This window comes from Avibacterium avium, assembly GCF_900454535.1.
Lineage (GTDB): Bacteria > Pseudomonadota > Gammaproteobacteria > Enterobacterales > Pasteurellaceae > Avibacterium > Avibacterium avium.
This window is the reverse complement of sequence record NZ_UGSP01000001.1, coordinates 2164198-2187107: the sequence shown is the minus strand read 5'-3', so window position 1 is coordinate 2187107 and position 22910 is coordinate 2164198. Positions and strand designations below refer to the sequence as shown.

26 protein-coding genes are annotated in these 22910 nt (G+C 42.9%); 24 read left to right on the top strand and 2 right to left on the bottom strand.

All coding sequences use genetic code 11. The features are described 5' to 3' along the window. The first annotated feature begins 354 nt into the window (after window positions 1–354). The 18 genes from rpmH (at window position 355) to agaF (ending at window position 16595) form a co-directional block, all read left to right on the top strand. Complete coding sequence (gene rpmH, locus DYC50_RS10500; RefSeq protein WP_005539760.1) at window positions 355–489, top strand: 50S ribosomal protein L34; 135 nt, start codon at window positions 355–357, stop codon at window positions 487–489. A gap of 14 nt (window positions 490–503) precedes the next feature. Beyond that, the gene (gene rnpA, locus DYC50_RS10495) at window positions 504–863 is read left to right on the top strand and encodes a ribonuclease P protein component (RefSeq protein WP_103853848.1); all 360 of its coding nucleotides are present in this window, start codon (window positions 504–506) and stop codon (window positions 861–863) included. Beyond that, complete coding sequence (yidD, locus tag DYC50_RS10490) at window positions 827–1087, top strand: membrane protein insertion efficiency factor YidD (protein ID WP_103853847.1); 261 nt, start codon at window positions 827–829, stop codon at window positions 1085–1087. The genes rnpA and yidD overlap by 37 nt, the downstream gene beginning before the upstream one ends. Next, the gene (gene yidC, locus DYC50_RS10485; RefSeq protein WP_115250124.1) at window positions 1087–2700 is read left to right on the top strand and encodes a membrane protein insertase YidC; all 1614 of its coding nucleotides are present in this window, start codon (window positions 1087–1089) and stop codon (window positions 2698–2700) included. Before yidD ends, yidC begins: the two co-directional genes overlap by 1 nt. A gap of 227 nt (window positions 2701–2927) precedes the next feature. After that, on the top strand, window positions 2928–3269 hold the full coding sequence (locus DYC50_RS10480) for an avidin-fold protein (protein ID WP_115250123.1): 342 nt from the start codon (window positions 2928–2930) through the stop codon (window positions 3267–3269). An 88-nt stretch (window positions 3270–3357) separates the two neighbouring features. Continuing rightward, the gene (mnmE, locus tag DYC50_RS10475) at window positions 3358–4716 is read left to right on the top strand and encodes a tRNA uridine-5-carboxymethylaminomethyl(34) synthesis GTPase MnmE (RefSeq protein WP_115250122.1); all 1359 of its coding nucleotides are present in this window, start codon (window positions 3358–3360) and stop codon (window positions 4714–4716) included. A 185-nt stretch (window positions 4717–4901) separates the two neighbouring features. Continuing rightward, entirely contained in the window at window positions 4902–5849 is a 948-nt protein-coding gene (gene ribF / locus DYC50_RS10470; protein WP_115250121.1) for a bifunctional riboflavin kinase/FAD synthetase, read from the top strand. 185 nt (window positions 5850–6034) lie between these two features. Next, window positions 6035–8854: an isoleucine--tRNA ligase gene (gene ileS / locus DYC50_RS10465; RefSeq protein WP_115250120.1), complete on the top strand. Its 2820-nt coding sequence runs from the start codon at window positions 6035–6037 to the stop codon at window positions 8852–8854. Window positions 8855–9141: 287 nt separating this feature from the next. Next, window positions 9142–9639 carry a signal peptidase II gene (gene lspA, locus DYC50_RS10460; protein ID WP_115250119.1) on the top strand — a complete coding sequence of 166 codons (498 nt, stop codon included), beginning with the start codon at window positions 9142–9144 and terminating at the stop codon, window positions 9637–9639. Further along, the gene (ispH, locus tag DYC50_RS10455) at window positions 9636–10580 is read left to right on the top strand and encodes a 4-hydroxy-3-methylbut-2-enyl diphosphate reductase (protein ID WP_115250118.1); all 945 of its coding nucleotides are present in this window, start codon (window positions 9636–9638) and stop codon (window positions 10578–10580) included. The genes lspA and ispH overlap by 4 nt, the downstream gene beginning before the upstream one ends. A 143-nt stretch (window positions 10581–10723) precedes the next feature. After that, window positions 10724–11242, top strand: coding sequence for a PepSY domain-containing protein (locus tag DYC50_RS10450; RefSeq protein WP_115250116.1), 519 nt, complete (start codon window positions 10724–10726; stop codon window positions 11240–11242). Between the two features lie 75 nt (window positions 11243–11317). Then, complete coding sequence (locus DYC50_RS10445) at window positions 11318–11986, top strand: response regulator (RefSeq protein ID WP_115250115.1); 669 nt, start codon at window positions 11318–11320, stop codon at window positions 11984–11986. Further along, window positions 11986–13317: an ATP-binding protein gene (locus DYC50_RS10440; protein WP_115250114.1), complete on the top strand. Its 1332-nt coding sequence runs from the start codon at window positions 11986–11988 to the stop codon at window positions 13315–13317. The genes DYC50_RS10445 and DYC50_RS10440 overlap by 1 nt, the downstream gene beginning before the upstream one ends. 216 nt (window positions 13318–13533) lie before the next feature. Then, a complete protein-coding gene (locus DYC50_RS10435; protein ID WP_103854789.1) occupies window positions 13534–13737 on the top strand; it encodes a hypothetical protein in 204 nt (67 codons plus the stop codon). A gap of 251 nt (window positions 13738–13988) precedes the next feature. Continuing rightward, a complete protein-coding gene (agaV, locus tag DYC50_RS10430; RefSeq protein ID WP_103854788.1) occupies window positions 13989–14462 on the top strand; it encodes a PTS N-acetylgalactosamine transporter subunit IIB in 474 nt (157 codons plus the stop codon). Window positions 14463–14480: 18 nt separating this feature from the next. Further along, window positions 14481–15257: a PTS N-acetylgalactosamine transporter subunit IIC gene (gene agaW, locus DYC50_RS10425; RefSeq protein ID WP_103853840.1), complete on the top strand. Its 777-nt coding sequence runs from the start codon at window positions 14481–14483 to the stop codon at window positions 15255–15257. Next, on the top strand, window positions 15247–16089 hold the full coding sequence (gene agaE, locus DYC50_RS10420) for a PTS N-acetylgalactosamine transporter subunit IID (RefSeq protein ID WP_115250113.1): 843 nt from the start codon (window positions 15247–15249) through the stop codon (window positions 16087–16089). Before agaW ends, agaE begins: the two co-directional genes overlap by 11 nt. A 71-nt stretch (window positions 16090–16160) precedes the next feature. After that, a complete protein-coding gene (gene agaF, locus DYC50_RS10415; RefSeq protein ID WP_172459088.1) occupies window positions 16161–16595 on the top strand; it encodes a PTS galactosamine/N-acetylgalactosamine transporter subunit IIA in 435 nt (144 codons plus the stop codon). Between the two features lie 37 nt (window positions 16596–16632). On the opposite strand, the gene glpE is transcribed toward agaF, so the two are convergent. Further along, complete coding sequence (gene glpE, locus DYC50_RS10410) at window positions 16633–16977, bottom strand: thiosulfate sulfurtransferase GlpE (protein WP_115250111.1); 345 nt, start codon at window positions 16975–16977, stop codon at window positions 16633–16635. Window positions 16978–17104: 127 nt separating this feature from the next. Between glpE and ubiA the strand changes: the two genes are divergently transcribed. From ubiA to hslU, 4 genes are all read left to right on the top strand, one after another. Next, the gene (ubiA, locus tag DYC50_RS10405) at window positions 17105–17971 is read left to right on the top strand and encodes a 4-hydroxybenzoate octaprenyltransferase (protein ID WP_115250110.1); all 867 of its coding nucleotides are present in this window, start codon (window positions 17105–17107) and stop codon (window positions 17969–17971) included. A 165-nt stretch (window positions 17972–18136) separates the two neighbouring features. Continuing rightward, window positions 18137–18661 (top strand): ATP-dependent protease subunit HslV, encoded by a 525-nt coding sequence (hslV, locus tag DYC50_RS10400; RefSeq protein ID WP_115250109.1) that lies wholly within the window; start codon window positions 18137–18139, stop codon window positions 18659–18661. Window positions 18662–18675: 14 nt separating this feature from the next. After that, the gene (locus DYC50_RS10395) at window positions 18676–18996 is read left to right on the top strand and encodes a DMT family transporter (protein ID WP_115250108.1); all 321 of its coding nucleotides are present in this window, start codon (window positions 18676–18678) and stop codon (window positions 18994–18996) included. A 44-nt stretch (window positions 18997–19040) separates the two neighbouring features. Then, a complete protein-coding gene (gene hslU, locus DYC50_RS10390; RefSeq protein ID WP_115250107.1) occupies window positions 19041–20372 on the top strand; it encodes an ATP-dependent protease ATPase subunit HslU in 1332 nt (443 codons plus the stop codon). Between the two features lie 78 nt (window positions 20373–20450). Here the strand turns inward: hslU and asnA are convergent, their stop codons facing one another. After that, on the bottom strand, window positions 20451–21443 hold the full coding sequence (gene asnA, locus DYC50_RS10385) for an aspartate--ammonia ligase (RefSeq protein ID WP_103853522.1): 993 nt from the start codon (window positions 21441–21443) through the stop codon (window positions 20451–20453). A gap of 161 nt (window positions 21444–21604) precedes the next feature. On the opposite strand from asnA, the gene asnC reads away from it, so the two are divergent. Both asnC and udp read left to right on the top strand, forming a co-directional pair. Then, window positions 21605–22057, top strand: a complete 453-nt coding sequence (asnC, locus tag DYC50_RS10380) for a transcriptional regulator AsnC (RefSeq protein ID WP_115250106.1) — start codon at window positions 21605–21607, stop codon at window positions 22055–22057. A 32-nt stretch (window positions 22058–22089) separates the two neighbouring features. After that, window positions 22090–22851 (top strand): uridine phosphorylase, encoded by a 762-nt coding sequence (gene udp / locus DYC50_RS10375; RefSeq protein ID WP_115250105.1) that lies wholly within the window; start codon window positions 22090–22092, stop codon window positions 22849–22851. Window positions 22852–22910 lie beyond the last annotated feature (59 nt).

Genomic DNA, 22910 nt, shown 5'->3' with positions numbered 1-22910 from the left:
TGTTATTATGTCTAGTTTATTAGTTAAACGTTTGAATCGTCCGCAGAAAAGTGCGGTGAGAATTCGGCTAATTTTACAATAAAGTTGAGAAAAGATCTTTATAAAAGGATCAAAAAAATCGAAAAAGGCTGCTTGAGATTTCTGCCAAAAAAAGTATAATTCACCCCGCTTTTATGCTTTCAAATAAGAAAAATGCAGATTATGTTGCGATTTTTCTTATTCTTATTTGACGAACGGCTCATTTGTGATTACAATTCCGTTCCTTATTTTAGTAACCCTTGTTTCAATTCGTTTTTGGCTATCTAAATGTCAAAGGCAATGGTTAAACAATGTTGATTTAGGTAGATTATAGTTATGAAACGTACATTTCAACCATCTGTATTAAAACGTAGCCGTACTCACGGTTTCCGTGCTCGTATGGCAACTAAAAACGGCCGTCAAGTTTTAGCTCGTCGTCGTGCTAAAGGTCGTAAAAGTTTATCCGCATAATCCAGCCCCTCGCTGTGATTAAGCTAAACTTCTCTAGGGAGTTACGTCTGCTAACTCCCGCTCAATTCAAATACGTTTTCCAAGATCCGCAACGCGCGAGTTCCCCCGAAATTACCATTCTAGCCCGTCCTAATCAGGAATCTGTTCCACGTTTAGGTTTAGCGGTAGCAAAAAAGCATTTAAAACGCGCCCACGATCGTAATCGCATTAAGCGTTTATGTCGTGAACGTTTTCGTTTGTTGCAACATCAATTGCCGCATTATGATTTTGTTATTGTGGTAAAACAAGGGATTGGGCGTTTAGACAATCAGCAAATATTCAATTCATTGGATAAATTATGGCAGCGCCACATTCGCTTGGCTCGAAAGTCTTAATTGCGCTTATTCGCTTTTATCAGCTCGTTATTAGTCCTTTAATTGGCCCACGTTGCCGATTCACGCCAACTTGTTCTTGCTACGGCATTGAAGCATTAAAAACGCACGGTGCGTTAAAAGGTGGTTGGCTTACGTTAAAACGTATATTAAAATGTCATCCTTTACACGCTGGTGGATACGATCCTGTTCCGCCGAAGATCAATAACAACAAAGAGAACAAATAATGGATTCAAGACGTAGCCTGTTAGTGCTAGCACTACTCTTTATTTCTTTTCTTGTTTATCAGCAATGGCAAGTGGATTACCATTCACCAAAGCCTGTTGCCACTGAACAAGCGCAAACTTCTAATTCTCAAGGCGAATTAACAGCAAATTCAGACCTTGCTAACCTTGCTCAAGGTAAAGTCATTACCTTAGAAAATGATGTATTCCGTTTAAAAGTAAATACATTAGGTGGGGACGTAGTGCGTTCTGAATTATTAAAATATGATGCAGAATTAGATTCCCATACACCATTTGTTTTATTGAACGATACACCAGAGCATATTTATATTGCGCAAAGTGGTTTAGTTGGCAAAAACGGGATTGACACCAAAGCAGGCCGTGCAAATTACCAAGTAGAAGGGGATACTTTCAAACTGGCTGATGGACAAAATGAGCTTGTTGTGCCATTAGTATTTGAAAAAGATGGCGTAACGTATCGCAAAATTTTCGTCTTAAAACGCGGCGAATATGATGTGGCAGTGAACTTTGAAATTGCCAACCAAAGCGGTCAAGCCATTGAAGTTGAGCCTTATGCAAAATTAACCCATACTTTGGTAGAAAGCTCAGGCAGTATGGCAATGCCAACTTATACTGGTGGCGCGTACTCTTCTTCTGAAACGAATTATAAAAAATACAGCTTCCAAGATATGGAAGACAAAGACCTTTCTATCCAAACTAAAGCAGGTTGGGTAGCGGTATTACAACATTATTTCGTTTCTGCGTGGATTCCAAATCAAGACAGCACTCATCTTTTATATACTTCTACAGACAAAGCGCGTAATTTAGGGGCAATTGGTTATCGTGGGCCCGTGGTGGATATTCCAGCAGGTGCAACAGAAACCATCACCAGCAAATTATGGACAGGGCCAAAATTACAAAATCAAATGGCAGAGGTGGCAAACCACTTAGATTTAACCGTGGATTACGGTTGGGCGTGGTTTATTGCGAAACCGTTATTCTGGCTACTTACCCACATTCACGATTTAGTGAAAAACTGGGGGCTTGCGATTATTGGCGTAACTCTCGTGGTGAAAGGCTTGCTTTACCCATTAACGAAAGCACAATACACCTCAATGGCGAAAATGCGTATGCTGCAACCGAAAATCCAAGAAATGCGTGAGCGTTATGGTGAAGATCGTCAGCGTATGAGCCAAGAAATGATGAAATTGTATAAAGAAGAAAAAGTAAACCCACTCGGTGGCTGTTTACCAATTCTCTTACAAATGCCAATTTTCATCGCCTTATACTGGACATTTATGGAAGCGGTGGAATTACGCCACGCCCCATTCTTCGGTTGGATTCAAGATTTATCGGCACAAGATCCGTATTTCATCTTGCCAATTTTAATGGGCGGATCAATGTTCTTATTACAAAAAATGTCACCAACACCAGTTGCAGATCCAATGCAACAAAAAATTATGACATTTATGCCGTTGATCTTTATGGTATTCTTCCTATTCTTCCCAGCAGGTTTGGTACTCTACTGGTTAGTTTCCAACCTTATCACCATTGCTCAACAACAATGGATTTACCGTGGGTTAGAGAAAAAAGGATTACATTCCCGTAAAAAATAACTAGCTAGAGTAGATACTTTATTTATGGGCGAACCTAAGTGTTCGCCCATTTTAGATCAAAAAATCCCTTTAATTGCTTGATTTTGTTATATAGTTAGCTGTTTGAAAAGAAAGTTAGTGATTGCTTTTAATCTGTAATACAATTATCTCCCTACAGGAGCGAACCTATGTGTTGGTCCAATTTACTGAATTTTAAAATGAGTTCATACCTTTTACCGGAGATTACAATGAAATATAACCTAAATCAAAAATGCTTTACCGCAGTAGTAAATAGTGAAAATGGGGAGGTAAATCCTTCCACTCACTTTCATTATTTTCAACAAGACGAAATGATTTGGGCAGAATATGCAGGCGGTGAAATTAAAAAAGGTTTTCTAATTGGAAAATTTATTGCAGATGATGAAATGAGTTTTACCTATCAACATCTTAACCAGCAAGGTGAAAATCGCCTAGGTAAATGTTTGAGCAGAATTGAAACCTTGCCTTCAGGCAAATTACGCTTGAATGAACAATGGCAATGGCTGGACGGTGAGCAGGAAACTGGTTCATCAGTTGTTGAAGAAATTTAATGAAATAAAGGTCATCCACCGCACCGTTTATTGCTCGAGATAATATTTGAGCGTTTCTAAAAGTGCGGTCTTTTTTCTAGGAAAAATTATGTCAAAAGAAACCATAGTCGCCCAAGCTACCCCGATTGGACATGGCGGTGTCGGTATTTTACGGGTATCAGGGCCGCTTGCCCAACAAGTAGCAGAAGCGGTGCTAGGCAAGCCTCTCAAACCGCGTTTGGCAAATTATTTGCCTTTCAAAGATAGCGATGGCACGGTGTTAGATCAGGGGATCGCCTTATTCTTCAAAGCCCCAAACTCTTTCACGGGCGAAGATGTGCTTGAATTGCAAGGACACGGCGGACAGATTATTTTAGATCTCTTACTCAAACGCATTTTGCAAGTCAAAGGCGTGCGTTTGGCTCGCCCGGGTGAATTTTCTGAACAGGCGTTTTTGAATGATAAATTGGATCTCGCTCAAGCGGAAGCCATTGCCGATCTTATTGACGCGACCTCTGAACAAGCAGCACGTTCTGCATTGAAATCCTTACAAGGGGAATTTTCTAATAAAATCAATCAGCTTGTCGATGATGTCATTTATCTACGTACCTATGTGGAAGCGGCGATTGATTTTCCTGATGAAGAAATTGATTTCTTGGCGGACGGTAAAATTGAAGCCAAATTGCGTGAGATTATTGCTCAACTTGCTGCCGTGCGAGCGGAAGCCAAGCAAGGGGCGATTTTGCGTGAAGGAATGAAAGTTGTGATTGCAGGGCGACCAAATGCAGGAAAATCTAGCCTACTCAATGCCCTTGCAGGACGTGAAGCGGCGATTGTAACTGACATTGCAGGCACAACTCGCGATGTGCTGCGTGAGCATATTCATATTGACGGAATGCCGTTGCATATTATAGATACCGCAGGTTTGCGTGATGCCACCGATGAAGTAGAGCGTATTGGGATTCGCCGTGCGTGGGACGAAATTGAGCAAGCAGATCGCATTATTCTGATGTTAGACAGCACCGATAGCGAAGAAAATCTCGCACAAGTGCGGTCAGAATTTTTGGCAAAATTGCCGAATAATATCCCTTTAACTCTTGTGCGAAACAAAGCGGATTTGAGTGGCGAGGCAGAAACTCTCCGCGAACAAAATGGGCAAACCACGATCAGTCTTTCAGCCAAAACACAAGTTGGTGTGGACTTACTGCGTGAGCATCTGAAACAATCAATGGGTTATAACACCAGTGCAGAAGGGGGATTCCTTGCACGCCGCCGCCATTTGGAAGCCTTAGAACAAGCGGATACCCACTTACAAGCAGGACTTATTCAGCTCACAGAATTTTACGCAGGTGAACTGCTCGCCGAAGAATTGCGAATGGTGCAAAATCACCTGAGCGAAATTACTGGACAATTTACCTCTGATGATCTGCTCGGCAATATTTTTAGTTCGTTTTGTATTGGGAAATAAATCAGTAGAAAATAAAAGTGCGGTGTCATTTTATTGATTTTTTATGATGAGATTGACATTGCAAAATAAACATTAACGCGACAAGCTCGCATTTATTCTTACTAGCCACCGCGTGGCTGAGATAAACAAACGCCATACGGTGTGTATGGTGTGATGATTAAAAAAGGTCGTAACGGAATAGATTAATGCAATTAATTCAAGGGTTAAAACAACTGCCCGCTATTTTTCAGCAACAAGGCTGTGCCTTAACCATTGGGAATTTTGATGGCGTGCATTTAGGGCATCAAGCGGTGTTGCGTCATTTGCGTGAAAAAGCAAGTGCGCTTTCTTTGCCCATGGTTGTGATGCTTTTTGAACCCCAGCCGAGCGAATATTTTATGGGCGACAACGCACCGCCGCGCTTAATGCGGCTGCGCGATAAATTAAGTGCACTGGCAGATTTGGGCGTGGATTATGTTATTCGCATCAAATTTGACCGCACTTTTGCTCAGCTTTCCGCACAACAATTTATTGAACAATGCTTGGTGCAGAAACTCAACGTGAAATTTTTAAGCATTGGCGATGATTTTCGCTTTGGTGCAGGGCGGAAGGGGGATTTTGCCTTGTTGCAACAAGCAGGTGAAAAATATGGCTTTACAGTGGAAGATAATTGCAGTTTTCAGCTGAATGAGCAACGCATTAGCAGCACGGCAATTCGTCAAGCCTTGGCGGAAGACGATTTAGCCCACGCTCAGCAATTATTAGGCAAGCCCTATTGCATTTACGGGCGTGTGGTGCAAGGCAATAAATTAGGGCGAACCATCGGTTTTCCAACGGCAAATATTCGTCTGCAACGCCAAGTGAACCCTGTGAAAGGCGTGTATGCCGTGCGAGCCAAATTGCCTGATGGCACGGAATATGAGGGTGTAGCAAATATTGGTCGCCGCCCGACTATCAATGGCGTGAAACAGCTATTAGAAGTTCATCTCTTTGATTTTAAAGGCGATATTTACGGGCAAGCTCTTCAGGTGGTGCTCTGTCATAAAATTCGTGATGAAGTCAAATTTCCGTCTTTTGAGGATCTTAAAGCACAAATTGCAAAAGATGTGGACGTGGCGAAGGATTATTTTAGCCAATCTAAAAGAACCAGATAATTAGCTTAAAGTGCGGTAAAAAATTTGCGAAAAAATCACCGCACTTTAGGGGCAGTTGAGAATTCAGGATTGAATAACAATTCCCACGCCCCCATTCTTTAACATTAGGCTATTTATGCGTATAATGCCAAGGTTATTGTGCATTCAATGCAAGATTTTATTTTTATACAACGTGGAAAAAACAAATGTCGAATGAAAATGTAGATTACAAAAACACGCTTAACCTGCCTGCGACAGGGTTTCCAATGCGTGGCGATCTGGCGAAACGCGAGCCAGTAATGCTTAAAAATTGGTATGAGAAAAAACTTTACGAAAAAATTAGACAATCTGCACAAGGGAAAAAATCCTTTATTTTGCACGATGGCCCTCCTTATGCCAACGGTTCAATTCATATCGGACACGCTGTAAATAAAATTCTGAAAGACATTATTGTGAAATCCAAAACCGCGGCGGGTTTTGACAGCCCTTATATCCCTGGGTGGGATTGCCACGGTTTGCCGATTGAATTGAAAGTAGAAGGCTTGGTGGGAAAACCAGGGGACAAAATTTCTGCGGCACAATTCCGCGAAGAATGTCGTAACTATGCACGCGAGCAAGTGGAAGGGCAAAAGAAAGATTTTATCCGCTTAGGTGTGTTAGGGGATTGGGATAATCCTTATTTAACAATGAATTACGACACCGAGGCGAACATTATTCGCACTTTGGCTAAAGTGGTCGAAAACGGCCATCTTTACAAAGGTTATAAACCGGTGCATTGGTGTTTAGATTGTGCATCTTCTTTAGCAGAAGCCGAGGTGGAATACGAAGATAAAACTTCACCGTCTATCTATGTGAAATTCCCTGCCACCGATGAAAGTGCGGTGCTAAATAAATTTAATTTAAGCGAAGCAGGCAGCGGTGAAGTGGCCGCGGTGATCTGGACAACCACCCCTTGGACATTGCCGTCAAACCGCGCGATCGCAGTGAATGCGGATCTTGTTTACCAATTATTACAATTTGGTGATAAGCGTTTGATATTAGCGAAAGATTTGGTGGAAAGCGTACAAAAAGCCTTAGGCGAAGAGAACGTGAAAGTGCTAGGTGAAGCAAAAGGGGCGGATTTAGAACTTCTTCGCTTTAACCACCCATTCTATGATTACAGCGTGCCAGTGATTTTAGGTGATCACGTTACCACTGATGGCGGTACAGGTTTGGTTCACACCGCGCCAGATCATGGTCAAGACGACTATTTGGTAGGCTTAAAATATGGCTTAGAAATGGCAGCATTAATTAATGATGCAGGTGTATTTAAAGCAGAAACGCCATTTTTTGCCGGCAAAGGCGTGTTTGAAAGCAATGATTTAGTGATCGAAAAACTGAAAGAAACAGGTAACTTATTGAAATTAGAAAAAATTCGCCATAGTTACCCACATTGCTGGCGACACAAAACGCCAATTATTTTCCGTGCCACACCGCAATGGTTCATTGGAATGGAAACAAATGGCTTACGTCCGCAAGCCTTAAGCGAAATCAAAAAAGTGCGTTGGATTCCAGATTGGGGTCAAGCGCGCATTGAAGCAATGGTGGAAAATCGTCCAGATTGGTGTATCTCTCGTCAGCGCACTTGGGGTGTGCCAATGGCGTTATTTATCCATAAAACCACTGAAGAATTACACCCACGCACCCTTGAGCTTATCGAGCAAGTGGCACAACTGGTGGAACAATCGGGTATTCAAGCTTGGTGGGATCTTGATCCAAAAGATCTGCTTGGTGATGATGCAGAAAATTATCGCAAAGTGCCAGATACCCTTGATGTGTGGTTCGATTCTGGATCGACTTATTTCTCTGTGGTGAAAGCGCGTCCAGAGTTTAACGGCTTAAGCGCGGATATGTATCTGGAAGGTTCGGATCAGCACCGCGGTTGGTTTATGTCATCGCTAATGCTTTCCACCGCAACAGATAACCAAGCGCCTTATAAGCAAGTGCTAACTCACGGCTTCACCGTAGATGGCAAAGGGCGCAAAATGTCAAAATCCATCGGAAATATTGTGACCCCGCAAGAAGTGATGGACAAATTCGGTGGCGATATTTTACGTTTATGGGTAGCTTCAACGGATTACACCGGCGAGATGTCTGTGTCAGACGAAATCTTAAAACGTGCTGCCGATAGCTATCGCCGCATTCGTAACACGGCGCGTTTCCTTTTGGCGAACCTAAATGGTTTTGATCCAAAACGCGATTTAGTTAAACCAGAAGAAATGATCGTACTCGATCGCTGGGCGGTGGACTGTGCCTTGAATGCACAAAAAGAGATCCAAGAGGCTTACGATAATTATCAATTCCACGCCGTTGTTCAGCGTTTAATGAAATTCTGTTCAATCGAAATGGGATCGTTCTATTTAGATATTATCAAAGACCGCCAATACACCACCAAAGCGGACAGCCTTGCGCGCCGTAGCTGCCAAACAGCCTTATGGCATATTGCCGAAGCCTTGGTGCGTTGGATTGCGCCGATTTTATCTTTCACCGCTGATGAAATTTGGCAATATATCCCCGGTGAACGCGCGGAATTTGTGTTTACCGAAGAGTTTTATGACGGCTTATTCCCATTAAGCGCAGAAGAAACAATGAATGATGCTTACTGGCAACAAGTGTTGAAATTGCGTGATGAAGTAAACCGTGTGTTAGAGCAAGCCCGTGCAGATAAAACCATTGGCGCCGCATTAGAAGCAGAGGTTACCCTTTATGCGAACGATGAATACGCGAAGATTTTATCGCAACTGGAAAATGAACTACGCTTTGTGCTGATCACGTCAAAAGCACAAGTGAAACCATTAGCCGAAGCTGATGTGGAAGCAGGTGAAGTAGAAGGCTTTAAAGTGAAAGTGGTTCGTTCCGCCAATGAAAAATGTCCGCGTTGCTGGCATTATTCTGACACCATCGGCACAAATCCAGCACACCCAACCCTATGTTCACGCTGTGTTGAAAACGTGGACGGCGAAGGTGAAGTAAGACGCTTTGCGTAAAATGTGAAAAAATTCCACCGCACTTTGATTTAGCGAAATCACAAAGTGCGGTGCTTTTTTCACGAATTTTTTGTTTGGCGTAATTGAATTTGTAGGGCTAGCCGATGCGTCCGCCTGTGTTGCTATCCCAATCGGGCGCACACATAGGTGCGCCCCTACATTTGGAAGCTACGATTTATATTAAATTTGTAGGGGCGGACCGATGTGTCCGCCCGCGTAGTGATCCCAATTGGACACATACAGATGCGCCCTACATTTGGAAACAACCTACATTTTGGAACAAATAGATGTCAAAATCTAAATCAGGTTTATCATTTCTCTGGCTAAGTGCGGTGGCATTTTGCTTAGATTTGTTTACCAAATATTTAGTGGTAAACCATTTTGAGCTGTACGAAAGTGTCCAAATTTTGCCTATTTTTAATCTCACCTATGTGCGAAATTATGGCGCAGCATTTAGTTTTCTAGCGGATCATTCAGGCTGGCAGAAAAGCTTTTTTATTCTACTTGCCATTGGAATTTCCGCAATGCTCGTAATTTTCTTAGCCAAAAATAAAGCGAGCCAACGGCTGCAAAACACTGCTTATGCTCTAATTATTGGTGGAGCGCTGGCGAATATGGCGGATCGTGCATATCACGGTTTTGTGGTGGATTTTTTCGATTTCTACTGGCAACAATGGCATTATCCAGTCTTTAACGTGGCGGACATTGCCATTTGTATTGGTGCCGCATTGCTTGCCATTGATGCCATCAAAAATAACGAGAAAAAAACGGAGAAAGCCCAGTGAAAATTATCTTAGCCAACCCGCGTGGCTTTTGTGCAGGGGTAGATCGTGCCATTAGCATTGTCGAATTAGCTTTAGAAATTCACGGCGCGCCGATTTATGTCCGCCACGAAGTGGTGCATAACCGTTTTGTGGTAAATGGATTGCGTGAACGTGGCGCGGTGTTTGTGGAAGAATTAGATGAAGTGCCAGACGGCGCGATCGTGATTTTTTCCGCCCACGGCGTTTCTCAAGCTGTTCGCCAAGAAGCCAAAAGACGCGAGCTGAAAGTGTTTGATGCCACTTGTCCGCTGGTAACCAAAGTGCATATGCAAGTGGCACGTGCTAGCCGAAAAGGCACAAAAGCGGTGCTAATTGGACACGAAGGCCACCCTGAAGTAGAAGGCACAATGGGGCAATATGATAATGCACAAGGCGGTATTTATTTGGTGGAAGATGTGGAAGACATCGCCAAACTTGCGCTGACGAAAGAAGATGATATTACCTTTATGACGCAAACCACCCTTTCCATTGATGATACTAGTGAAGTGATTGCTGCGTTAAAAGAAAAATATCCCGCCATTCAAGGCCCACGCAAAAACGATATTTGCTATGCCACCACCAACCGCCAACAAGCGGTGAGAGAATTAGCCAAAATTGCTGATTTGGTGATTGTTGTTGGTTCAAAAAACTCTTCCAATTCCAACCGCTTAGCAGAACTTGCCACCAGAATGGGCGTAACTGCGAAACTGATTGATGATGCTAATGATATTGACATCGCGTGGCTCAAAGAGGTTTCCACCATTGGCATTACCGCAGGCGCTTCTGCCCCTGAAGTATTGGTGCAATCGGTAGTCAATCGCTTAAAAGAATTAGGCGTAACCCAAGTGGAAGAGCTACAAGGCTGCGAAGAAAACACCGTGTTTGAAGTGCCGCGAGAGCTACGCATTAAGGAAGTGAATTAAAGGCTTCCGCGAGCGGTGCAATTTTTTCAAAAAAATGTGTTTGCTAATTTTTTGCTAATTCTGGCTTTTTATAATGCTCCCGTCGCTAAGGAAGCGAACAGCAACCTACGATGAATTTTAATGATTAACAAAGGAGTATAACAATGAAAAACTTACGCAAAACACTTTTAGCCACCGCCTTAATCGGTGCAGTAACCTTCGGGGCATTGGGGACGGCTTATGCGGACAGCTTGAAAGACACCGCGATTTTTGAGCAAGCCAGCATCACCGCACAACAAGCGATGGATCAGGCAAAATCCAAATTCGACGGCAAAGTGGTAGAGGTGGAACTCAAGCACAAGAAAGACAATCTCTACTATGAAGTGAAATTGCTGAAAGACAGCGAAACGCAGGAATTTAAAATTGATGCCAAAACGGGGGACGTGTTGGGATCAAAATCTGAGCAAAAAGCGGAACACGCTGAAGAACACCAGCGTTTGCAGCAAGAGGTGAAAATTTCACTCACCCAAGCAGTGGACATCGCCCAACAGCAAACGGGCGGCAAAATCAAAGAGATTGAATTTAAAGTGAAAAAAGATCGCCCACAGTATCAGATTAAAACCATTGTGAATGGCAAAATCGAAAAACTTCGCCTCGATGCCAACACGGGCGAGCGTTTCTAACACCGAATGAGATTTGACTTCAGCAACCGCATTGATAAAGTGCGGTTGTTTTTTTATTAGTTTTTTGGAGGCAAAATGCGAATTTTATTAGTGGAAGATGACAAAATGATCTCACAGGCAATGGCGGACAGCCTCAAAGAAAGCCATTATGCGGTGGATTGGGTGAACAACGGAAACACTGCCGAGCAGGCATTAATCACGCAAACCTATGATCTCGTCTTGTTAGATCTCGGGTTACCGGGGCAAGACGGCTTGCAGTTATTGCAACGCTTACGCCAACAGAAAAACACCACGCCCGTGTTAATCGTTACCGCCCGTGATGACATAGACAGCCGTTTAGCAGGGTTGGACGGCGGGGCAGACGATTATTTGATAAAACCCTTTGATATGAACGAGTTACAAGCCCGCATTCGTGCCATTTTACGCCGCCATTACGGACAAAGCTCGCCGAAAGTAATCAATGGTGATATGAGCCTTGACCCCACCACCTACCAAGTGGAAGTGAACGGCGAAGTCATTCCGCTGAGCAACAAAGAATTTGCCTTGCTCCAAGTGCTAATGACGCGGGCGGGGATTATCCATTCCAGAGCGGAGCTAGAAGACAAAATCTATGCGTGGGGCGAAGAGGTGGAGAGCAATGCCATTGACTTTCTCATTCACAGCTTGCGGAAAAAACTCGGCAAAGAGCGAATCAAAAATGTGCGAGGCGTGGGCTGGCTAATGGCGAAAACGGAGGCGGTATAATGCGTTCCATAAAAGCAAGGCTCAGTTTCAGCTTGATTTTGACCGTTGTCATTGTTGCGATTTTAGGCAGCGGTTGGGCGTTTTACGATACCTATTACCAAACTCATAAACTGCAAGATGAAATGCTCAAACAAATTTCGAGCTACATTTCACCGCACTTTGTACACGAAGAAAAATACAATGAAAACGGCATCGCGGTTTACTTTATTGCAAAGGATAAACCTACGGATCAGCTCAAATTGCCCGAAAATCCACAAAATGATTTTTATACCTTCGCACGAAAAAAAGGGCATTATGCAGTATTGAATAACAAAAAAAATTCCTTTCATTATGATCTAAAAAACGCAGGCGAGTTGTATCGCGGCTATCTTCGCACCGTGCCGCAAGGCGTTATCGTGGTGCTACAAGAAAATGAATACCGCGAAGATTTAGCCGTTCACGCCGCACTGGCGAATTTTCTTCCCTTTATGCTGATTTTGCCCCTTATCGCCGTGCTGATTTATGTGATCACACGCCAAACAATGAAACCCATCGAACGGCTTTCGCAAAAAGTGCTACAACGTTCTCAGCAAGATCTCACCCCCTTGCCGACAAACCATTTGCCCAATGAAATTACGGGCTTCGTATTGGCGATCAACCAATTTTTAGCACGCACGGATCGCTTCATTCAACAGCAAAAACGCTTTATCGCCGATGCCTCGCACGAATTGCGTAGCCCAATGACCGTGATTTCCTTACAGGCGGAACGCCTCGCCCAGCACCCGTTACCGACGGAAACCGCTCAGCAAGTGGCACAGCTCAATCAAAGCATTCAACGCAGTCGCCATCTTTTGGAGCAATTACTTTCCTTAGCTAGAATACAAAACGGCGAAAAAACGCACAGCACTTTATGTGCCATTCAATCGGTATTTAGCCAAGTGATCGCCGATTTATACCCCCTCGCCGAACAAAAGCAACAAGATTTAGGCGTGGAATCGCCTCAACCAATTTTCTTTCAAGGCAACGAAACGGAACTTTATCTTTTAATCAAAAACCTTGTAGATAACGCCATTCGCTACACGCCAACGGGCAGCCGCATTGACCTTTGGGCGGAAGACAGGGCAGAGCATTTAATTTTGAACGTGGAAGACAACGGCAACGGCATTCCTACAGCGGAACGCCAACGCGTGTTCGACCCGTTCTATCGCATACTTGGCTCAGACCAAATGGGATCAGGATTAGGGCTTGCCATCGCCCAGCAAATCGTCCAAAACTACGGCGGAAAAATTGAGCTACGCGACAGCCGACACTTCCCAACGGGGCTATGGGTACGAGTGAGCTTAGCGAAGTAACACTGTAAAAAAGTGAAAGAAGTTTAGCGATATACTAATTTTGTGCTAATTTTTCTTTTGTATGATGAGGGCAATGAAAAACGTATCGCGAAAGGCATTTCACGTTCAACCGCATTAAGCCGAAAACGTACAAAAAGTATAACAAGGCGAACCGCGTATGAAATGAAAACCAGCCCGCGAGCTTTTAACCCCTAACATTTTAAAGAGGACAAATTTATGTTGCACAATTTCATCACCTTTTTACAAAACTTCTTATTAGCCGCCATTGACTTTGCCGTAATGGGAAGCCTTGTCTTATTCACCCTATTCGCCTTTTGTATCAGCTCCTTAGGCTTCGTATTCGCCACCCTACTTGCACGCGGAAAAGACGACAATATTATTGATGTAACCGCCGAGCGAGTTTGGTTTGAAGAGAAATAAATACGTATAAAAACCTCACTAATATCGTGAGGTTTTTTTCAAAAATACTCCTTTACTGCTGAGTTTTAAATCAAAAATCTACCGTCTTAATTCTGTTAGTGCGGTTGCTAGATATCGTTCTAACAAATCTCCTTTTTGTAGCATACTAAAGATATTTTTAGATCTACATCACACTTCCTGACTTTGTATTTTGCTTTCTCTCTGATTTAGGCGTAAAAAAGAATCAAATAATTGACTAAAGGGAGATAGGTATGCCAAATATTGTATTAAATCGCATTGATGAACGTTTGATCCACGGTCAAGTGGGCGTGCAATGGGTTGGCTTTGCTGGGGCGAATTTAGTGCTGGTTGCCAATGATGAAGTGGCAGAAGATCCAATGCAACAAAATTTGATGGAAATGGTGCTTGCAGAGGGCATTGATGTGCGTTTTTGGCCTTTGCAAAAAGTGATTGATAATATCCACCGTGCGGCGGATCGACAAAAAATCTTGCTTGTGTGCAAAACACCGAGTGATTTTTTAACCTTAGTGCAAGGTGGCGTGCCAATTGACAAAATTAACGTAGGCAATATGCATTATGAGGAGGGCAAAACACAGATCCATAAAACCGTATCCGTAAATGATAAAGACAGAGCGGCATTTGAACAGCTACGCCAGCTTGGTGTGCAGTGCTTTATTCAAGGTGTGCCAACCGAAGATGCAATAGATTTGTTTAAATTATTGTAAGAAAGAAGCGAGGAAACTATGGAAATTGGACTTTTACAGGCACTCTTATTGGGTGTACTTGCATTCTTTGCAGGTCTTGACCTCTATAATGGTTTAACACATTTTCATAGACCAGTTGTATTAGGGCCTATTGTGGGAGCGATTTTAGGGGATTTACAAACAGGGATTTTAGTTGGCGGTACCCTTGAATTAGTCTGGATGGGGCTTGCGCCATTAGCAGGGGCGCAGCCACCAAATGTGATTATTGGCACAATCGTGGGAACGGCATTTGCTATCACCACCAAAACCGATCCAAAAGTGGCCGTTGGGGTTGCCGTGCCGTTTGCCATTGCAGTGCAAATGGGGATCACCTTCTTATTCTCCGTAATGTCAGCGGTAATGTCCCGTTGTGATCAAATGGCGGAAGAAGCCAATCTCAAAGGCATTGATTATGTGAACTATCTTGGTTTGTTAGTGCTAGGGACGTTCTATTTCTTCTGTGCGTTCTTGCCAACTTACTTTGGTGCGGAATATGCCGGTAAAATCATTGCAATGTTGCCAAAAGAAGTGATTGACGGCTTAGGCGTGGCAGGGGGCATTATGCCTGCTATCGGGTTTGCGGTATTAATGAAAATTATGATGAAAAATGCCTATATCCCTTACTTTATCCTAGGTTTTGTGGGTGCTGCTTGGCTTAATCTGCCAGTGTTAGCAATTGCTGCTGCGGCAGTGGCAATGGCATTGATTGATTATATGCGTAAAGGCAATACTGAAACAAAAGCAACGCAAAAAGAGGAGTTTCAAGATGGAATCTAAAGCACGTCAAAGCGTACAAAATGACAATGTGTACGAAGATCAAACAATGGGGACAGAACTCACTAAATCTGATATTAATACGATGGCGTGGCGTTCTTTATTACTACAAGCTTCTTTTAACTATGAGCGTATGCAAGCGGCAGGTTGGTTATATGGAATTAGCCCCGCATTGAAAAAAATTCACACCAACAAAGCGGATTTAAGCAAGGCAATGAAAGGGCATTTGGGCTTCTTCAATACCCACCCGTTCCTTGTTACATTCGTAATGGGTATTGTGCTGGCAATGGAGCGCTCCAAACAAGAAGTGAACGCCATTCAAAGTACAAAAATCGCCGTGGGTGCGCCATTAGGCGGCATTGGTGATGCCTTATTCTGGTTCACCTTATTGCCAATCTGTGGCGGTATTGGCGCAAGTTTGGCGTTACAAGGTTCGATCTTGGGTGCGATTTTCTTCTTTGTAGTATTCAATATCGTGCATTTTGGTTTACGTTTTGGTTTAGCCCATTATGCCTACAAGATGGGAGTAGCAGCTATTCCAACCATTAAGGCTAACACGAAAAAAGTGTCACACGCCGCATCAATGATCGGTATGACTGTGATTGGCGCATTAGTTGCCACTTACATTCGTTTCCAAACCACCGCAGAAATCACCGCTGGTGATGCCGTGGTGAAAGTGCAAGCTGATGTGTTAGACAAGCTAATGCCAGCCTTTTTACCATTGGTGTACACCTTATTGATGTACTATTTAGTGAAACGCAACTGGTCGCCGTTACGCTTAATCATTCTCACCGTAATGATTGGTATCGGCGGACGTTTTGCGGGTATCCTATAACTATCATTATGATGAATGCCGAGTGTTTGCTCGGCATTTTTTATCTATTTTGGATCAATAAGGAGAAAAAGATGACAACCTTGATCGTGAGCGGACACGGACATTTCGCCACAGGGCTACAAAGTGCGCTGGAGCAAATTATTGGGCAATATCCAAAGGTGGCCTTTTTTGATTTTGATGACAAGCAAACCACGCCAGAACAATTACGCCAAAATATCGAACAATATCTCAAGACGGAACAGGAAAGTGCGGTGCTTTTTTGCTGCGATATTTTAGGTGGCACGCCATTTCGCCAATGTGCGATGATTGCACAACAGTTTGAGCGCGCAGAGGTGATTGTTGGCACGAATTTACAAATGCTGATTGAAACTATAATGGCGAAAGATGAGCTTGAGTTTTTTGAGTTAGTCACACAAGCTCTAACCAGTGCCAATCAAGGCATCACCACGCTTTCAGCACAACAAAAAGCAAAAAGAACAGCGCGCGCAGAAGATGATGGGATTTAACCTAACATTCACCAGATGATAGCGGATCAGCGCAGGATTAAGCGGCATTTTCCTCTTGCACCGCTTCGCCTTCGAGCGGTAAGTTTGCTTGTTCCCAGCCCATAAAACCGCCTTGCATACTATACACATTATCGTAGCCTTGCTCGATAAGAAATGCGCCTACGTTGCGGCTGCTGATACCGTGATAACAGCTCACGATAATGGGATCGTCATAATCCACTTTTTGCTGAAATTCGCCATAGCTTTGATTGGTTAAGTGAAACGCGCCCTTTGGGTGGCTATGGGTAAAACGGGGGAAATCGCGAATGTCCACCAGCGTGGCATTTTCTTCGTTCATCATTTGCCAAGCCTGCTGTGGCGTGATTTCTTTAAGTGCGGTCATTTTTTTCCTTATTTTTATTTATGTGTGAAATAATGCGCTATCTTATTGACATAGATCAATTTGTTCAAGACCTTTGCGATTTTTTCAAGTAAAATAACCGCACTTTTGATTTAGCTGATTTAGGACTATGCCTCAACTTTCGGAAAAACTCACTGCTTACGCGCAATTAATGCGTTTTGACAAACCCATTGGCACATTATTGTTATTGTGGCCAACGCTTTGGGCATTGTTTTTGGCAGAGAAAAATTTTCCGCCTATTTCGGTGCTAATAGTGTTTGTGCTTGGCGTGATCATTATGCGCGCTGCAGGTTGCGTGATTAATGATTATGCGGATCGCCACATTGACGGCAAAGTCAAACGCACTTCACAGCGTCCTTTAGCAACGGGAAAAGTCAGCGAAAAAGAAGCCAAATTACTTTTTGCCGGGCTGATATTCTGCGCCTTTATTCTTGTGCTATTTCTGAATTATTACGCCATTGGCTTGTCTTTTATTGCGGTGCTGTTAGCCTTTATTTATCCCTTTATGAAACGCTATACCCATCTTCCGCAATTTTTCTTAGGCGCGGCCTTTGGTTGGTCTATCCCAATGGCCTATGGAGCGTTGATCGCACAACTGCCTTTAGAATGTTGGCTGCTGTTTGTGGCGAATTTAGCCTGGACGGTGGCTTATGACACGCAATATGCAATGGTGGATCGTGATGATGATTTGCGCATCGGGGTAAAATCCACCGCCATTTTGTTTGCCCAATATGACAATAAAATCATCGCCTTATTGCAATTTATTGCTTTAGGATTGCTCATTCTTATCGGCTACCAATCCCATTTGCATTATAGTTATTTTATTTTACTTGCGCTTACGGCATTGCTTTTCGTTTATCAATGTAAACTCACTCGCCATCGCCGCCGTGAGGACTGTTTCAAAGCCTTTTTAAATAATAATTATGTAGGAATGGGCGTGTTTATCGCTTTTCTTGCAGGCATCTTTTTTGTCTAATTTGGAGTGAAATCAAGCCATTAAAGGCGATTTTTTCCTCTGTTTCTACTCTAAATGATCGGCGCAATTTGGTTATCAAAAAATAATCTGCTTATTTCTACTTGAAATTGTCTTTTTTATCCCCATATCTCTGATAAATTTTTATCCAAAATAAAAGGAACTTCTATGACAACGATCGTAAGTGTACGCCGTAATGGCAAGGTGGTTGTGGGCGGAGACGGTCAGGTTTCCCTTGGCAACACAGTAATGAAAGGTAACGCGCGCAAGGTGCGCCGCTTATATCACAATAAAGTGTTGGCAGGTTTTGCTGGCGGCACCGCAGATGCATTCACCCTGTTTGAATTATTTGAACGTAAGCTGGAAATGCACCAAGGGCATTTGCTTAAAAGTGCGGTGGAATTAGCTAAAGATTGGCGTACCGATCGTGCGTTGCGTAAACTTGAAGCGATGTTGATTGTGGCAGACGAGAAAGAAAGCCTGATCATCACCGGAATTGGTGATGTGGTACAGCCTGAAGAAGATCAAATTTTGGCCATTGGTTCGGGCGGTAACTATGCAATGTCTGCAGCACGCGCGTTAGTGCAAAATACCGATCTTTCAGCTCGTGAAATCGTAGAAAAATCGCTCAAAATTGCAGGGGATATTTGCGTTTATACCAACACAAATTTCACCATTGAAGAATTGCCATAACGTGTAGATTTGAAATGGCGTGGATTTATTTAGTTTGTGCAGGTTTGCTTGAAATTGGCTGGCCAATTGGCTTGAAAATTGCCACCCAGCCTAACAAAGCATTGTTGGGATCACTGCTTGCGATTATTTTTATGATCGGCAGTGGCACATTGCTTTACCTTGCACAGCGAACCATACCAATGGGAACCGCCTATGCTGTATGGACAGGAATTGGTGCTGCTGGTGCTTTTATTGTTGGCGTGCTGTTTTATGATGATGCACTCACATTTTGGCGAGCATTAGGGGCAATGATGATTGTAGGTGGTGTTATCGTGTTAAAATTAACATCACATTAATCCCATTTATTTTGAATAAATGGTTTAGAAAAAAGGATTACATTATGTCTGAAATGACACCTCGTGAAATTGTTTCTGAATTAGATCAACATATTATCGGTCAGGCCGATGCAAAAAGAGCAGTGGCTATCGCCCTGCGTAACCGCTGGCGTAGAATGCAATTACAAGAGCCATTACGCCACGAAGTTACCCCTAAAAACATCTTAATGATCGGGCCGACTGGGGTGGGTAAAACAGAAATTGCGCGCCGTTTAGCGAAATTAGCCAATGCGCCTTTCATCAAAGTGGAAGCCACCAAATTTACCGAAGTGGGTTATGTAGGGAAAGAAGTGGATTCCATTATCCGTGATCTGACTGACAGTGCGATGAAACTCGTGCGTCAAACAGAAATCGAAAAAAATCGTTTCCGTGCAGAAGAAGCGGCAGAAGATCGCATTTTAGATGCCTTATTACCCCCAGCTAAAAATCAATGGGGTGAAGTGGAAAATCACGATACCAATAGCAGCACTCGTCAAGTGTTCCGCAAAAAATTGCGTGAAGGACAACTTGACGATCGTGAAATTGATATTGATGTAGCCGCCCCATCAATGGGAGTGGAAATTATGGCACCACCGGGAATGGAAGAAATGACGAGCCAGTTGCAGTCAATGTTCCAAAATCTTTCTAGTGGCAAAACCAAAACCCGAAAAATGAAAATTAAAGATGCGTTCAAAGCCTTAGTTGATGATGAAGCAGCGAAATTAATTAATCCTGAAGAACTTAAACAAAAAGCTATTGATGCAGTAGAGCAAAACGGCATTGTCTTTATTGATGAGATTGACAAAATCTGTAAAAAAGGCGAATACAGTGGCGCAGATGTTTCGCGTGAGGGCGTACAGCGTGATTTACTGCCATTAGTGGAAGGTTCAACGGTTAGCACAAAACACGGAATGGTGAAAACTGATCATATTTTATTTATCGCCTCTGGTGCATTCCAAGTGGCTCGCCCTTCCGATTTAATCCCTGAATTGCAAGGTCGTTTGCCAATTCGTGTGGAACTTTCTGCCCTAAGTGCGGAAGATTTTGAGCGAATTTTAACTGAACCAAATGCATCTTTAACCGAGCAGTATAAAGCTTTAATGGCAACAGAAGGCGTGAATATCACTTTCACTCAAGATGCGATCAAGAAAATCGCTGAAGCCGCTTTTCGTGTTAATGAGAAAACCGAAAACATCGGCGCGCGCCGCTTGCATACGGTAATGGAGCGTTTAATGGATAAAATTTCCTTTAACGCTAGCGATATGAACGGCGAACAAGTTACCATTGACGGCGCTTACGTTGCAGATGCCCTCGGCGAAGTGGTAGAAAACGAAGATTTAAGTCGTTTTATTCTGTAATACATTGATGTTATAAATAAAAAGAGCGGTGGAAAATTTCAAGATTTTTCACCGCTCTTATTTTATTGTCTTAATGGATTAAAGAATGTTGGCAAACTCTTCCATTACAGATTTTGGCCATACACTCGATTGCACTTCACCAATGTGTTTTTTGTGCAACAATAACATCGCTAAACGTGATTGACCGATACCACCGCCGATAGAAAGGGGTAAGCGACCGTTTACTAAATCTTGGTGCCAGTCAAATTGCAAGCGATCTTCATCACCTGTAATGGCAAGCTGTTTGCGTAAAGCGGTTTCATCAACACGGATACCCATTGAAGAAAGCTCGAAAGCACGTTCTAAGGTTGGGTTCCAAACTAAAATATCGCCGTTTAAGCCTTTGTATTCGCCCTCAGAAACGGTTGTCCAGTCATCATAGTCTGGCGCGCGTTTGTCGTGTGGTTTACCGTCTGATAGTTCGCCACCGATACCAATTAAGAACACTGCACCATATTCTTTACAAATGGCGTTTTCACGTTCTTTGTCGTTCATTCCTGGGTAGCGTTTCACTAAATCTTCACTGTGAATGAAAGTGATTTCTTGCGGTAAGAAACGAGTTAAACCGAATTTTTCACTCACTGCCGCTTCTGTTTCTAAGATTGCTTGATAAATTTCACGCACAGTTTCTTTTAAATAATCTAGGTTGCGGCGACCTGCTGGGATCACTTTTTCCCAATCCCATTGATCCACATACACAGAGTGAGTTTGATCGAGGCTATCTTCATCTGGACGCAAGGCTTTCATATGCACAAATAGGCCCTCACCTTCCGCAAAACCAAAACGCGCAAGGGTGTGGCGTTTCCATTTGGCTAAAGAATGAACCACTTCAAAGGTGGCATCTGTGATCTGCTTCACATTTACTTGAACTGCTTTCTCTGTTCCTGAAAGATTATCTTGAATACCATTGCCAACTTGGCTTAGGATAGGGCCTTGAACTTCTACAAGACCTAAATGTTCCAAAAGTTTTTGGGTAAACGTGTTTTTAGCAAAGCTAATTTCTTGTTGTTGTAAAATAAATGATTTTTCCATTTTATGAACCTTGTTTATTATTGGTTTTGATTTTTCGTTGCATATTATTTAATGATGTGGGAGTGAAATTCAATACCTATAAACAAAAATAGCACTGTAAATGGTTTTTCATTAAAAAATTGGCTATAATTTTAAAATAAATCTAATTTTGGAAAGAGAAAATGCACAATATTGATAATTTAGATAAACAAATCCTGCGTGTGTTGATCAAAGATGCGCGTACCCCTTACGCTGAAATGGCGAAAAATTTTGGCGTAAGCCCTGGGACAATTCACGTTCGTGTAGAAAAAATGCGCCAATCTGGGATTATTCAAGGCACAAAGATCCGCATCGATCAGCGTAAACTAGGCTATGATGTCTGCTGTTTCATTGGCATTATTCTCAAAAGTGCGAAAGACTACGATAAGGTGATCGCGAAATTAGAAAAATTTGAAGAAGTGGTGGAAGCTTATTACACCACGGGGAATTATTCCATTTTTATTAAGGTGATGACCCACACCATTGCAGAGCTTCATTCCGTACTCGCAACCAAAATTCAGTTGATTGATGAAATTCAATCTACCGAAACCTTGATTTCAATGCAAAATCCAATTTTGCGTGATATTACTCCATAACTCATTCATTTATAACTAAAATAGGAGTCATTATGTCTGATGTATTTCACTTAGGCTTAACGAAAGCAATGTTAGAAGGGGCTGAACTTGCTATTGTGCCGGGAGCACCAGAGCGTGTTGAGCGTATTGCAAGCTTATTAGACAGCCCTAAATTTCTTGCAGCCACCCGAGAATTCACCTCTTGGTTAGGTTATCTCAATGGCAAAGCGGTGGTTGTATGTTCCACTGGCATTGGAGGACCTTCCGTTTCCATTGCTGTCGAAGAATTAGCTCAATTAGGTGTACGTACTTTTTTACGCATAGGGACAACGGGCGCGATCCAGCCACATATTAATGTGGGCGATATTTTGATCACTACGGGAGCGGTGCGTTTAGATGGGGCAAGCCGTCATTTTGCGCCATTAGAATATCCAGCGGTAGCGGACTTTACTTGTACTTCAATGCTTCACAAAGCGGCATTAGAAAATGATAAAGCGAAAGTGCATATTGGTATCACTGCGTCATCAGATACGTTCTACCCAGGGCAAGAGCGCTACGACACTTACACTGGCAAAATTTACCGCCACTATCAAGGTTCATTAAAGCAATGGCAAGAGCTAAATGTAATGAACTATGAAATGGAAAGTGCCACCTTATTTACAATGTGTTCTGCTTTAGGCTTGCGTGCTGGTATGGTGGCTGGTGCGATTGTAAACCGCACACAGCAAGAAATCCCAAATGAAGAAACCATTCATCAAACCGAACAAAACGCCATTGATATTGTGGTGAAAGCAGCGAGCTATTTGGTGGAATAATCTGCCATTATTTCTTGAACGAAAAAATAAAAAAATCTGCATCTAAGATGCAGATTTTT

Excerpts from the sequence above, each read along its gene's own strand:
- rpmH (WP_005539760.1), top strand. The coding sequence starts at position 355 with ATGAAACGTACATTTCAACCATCTGTATTAAAACGTAGCCGTACTCAC.
- yidD (WP_103853847.1), top strand. The coding sequence starts at position 827 with ATGGCAGCGCCACATTCGCTTGGCTCGAAAGTCTTAATTGCGCTTATT.
- yidC (WP_115250124.1), top strand. The coding sequence starts at position 1,087 with ATGGATTCAAGACGTAGCCTGTTAGTGCTAGCACTACTCTTTATTTCT.
- DYC50_RS10480 (WP_115250123.1), top strand. The coding sequence starts at position 2,928 with ATGAAATATAACCTAAATCAAAAATGCTTTACCGCAGTAGTAAATAGT.
- mnmE (WP_115250122.1), top strand. The coding sequence starts at position 3,358 with ATGTCAAAAGAAACCATAGTCGCCCAAGCTACCCCGATTGGACATGGC.
- ribF (WP_115250121.1), top strand. The coding sequence starts at position 4,902 with ATGCAATTAATTCAAGGGTTAAAACAACTGCCCGCTATTTTTCAGCAA.
- ileS (WP_115250120.1), top strand. The coding sequence starts at position 6,035 with ATGTCGAATGAAAATGTAGATTACAAAAACACGCTTAACCTGCCTGCG.
- lspA (WP_115250119.1), top strand. The coding sequence starts at position 9,142 with ATGTCAAAATCTAAATCAGGTTTATCATTTCTCTGGCTAAGTGCGGTG.
- DYC50_RS10450 (WP_115250116.1), top strand. The coding sequence starts at position 10,724 with ATGAAAAACTTACGCAAAACACTTTTAGCCACCGCCTTAATCGGTGCA.
- DYC50_RS10445 (WP_115250115.1), top strand. The coding sequence starts at position 11,318 with ATGCGAATTTTATTAGTGGAAGATGACAAAATGATCTCACAGGCAATG.
- DYC50_RS10440 (WP_115250114.1), top strand. The coding sequence starts at position 11,986 with ATGCGTTCCATAAAAGCAAGGCTCAGTTTCAGCTTGATTTTGACCGTT.
- DYC50_RS10435 (WP_103854789.1), top strand. The coding sequence starts at position 13,534 with ATGTTGCACAATTTCATCACCTTTTTACAAAACTTCTTATTAGCCGCC.
- agaV (WP_103854788.1), top strand. The coding sequence starts at position 13,989 with ATGCCAAATATTGTATTAAATCGCATTGATGAACGTTTGATCCACGGT.
- agaW (WP_103853840.1), top strand. The coding sequence starts at position 14,481 with ATGGAAATTGGACTTTTACAGGCACTCTTATTGGGTGTACTTGCATTC.
- agaE (WP_115250113.1), top strand. The coding sequence starts at position 15,247 with ATGGAATCTAAAGCACGTCAAAGCGTACAAAATGACAATGTGTACGAA.
- agaF (WP_172459088.1), top strand. The coding sequence starts at position 16,161 with ATGACAACCTTGATCGTGAGCGGACACGGACATTTCGCCACAGGGCTA.
- glpE (WP_115250111.1), bottom strand. The coding sequence starts at position 16,977 with ATGACCGCACTTAAAGAAATCACGCCACAGCAGGCTTGGCAAATGATG.
- ubiA (WP_115250110.1), top strand. The coding sequence starts at position 17,105 with ATGCCTCAACTTTCGGAAAAACTCACTGCTTACGCGCAATTAATGCGT.
- hslV (WP_115250109.1), top strand. The coding sequence starts at position 18,137 with ATGACAACGATCGTAAGTGTACGCCGTAATGGCAAGGTGGTTGTGGGC.
- DYC50_RS10395 (WP_115250108.1), top strand. The coding sequence starts at position 18,676 with ATGGCGTGGATTTATTTAGTTTGTGCAGGTTTGCTTGAAATTGGCTGG.
- hslU (WP_115250107.1), top strand. The coding sequence starts at position 19,041 with ATGTCTGAAATGACACCTCGTGAAATTGTTTCTGAATTAGATCAACAT.
- asnA (WP_103853522.1), bottom strand. The coding sequence starts at position 21,443 with ATGGAAAAATCATTTATTTTACAACAACAAGAAATTAGCTTTGCTAAA.
- asnC (WP_115250106.1), top strand. The coding sequence starts at position 21,605 with ATGCACAATATTGATAATTTAGATAAACAAATCCTGCGTGTGTTGATC.
- udp (WP_115250105.1), top strand. The coding sequence starts at position 22,090 with ATGTCTGATGTATTTCACTTAGGCTTAACGAAAGCAATGTTAGAAGGG.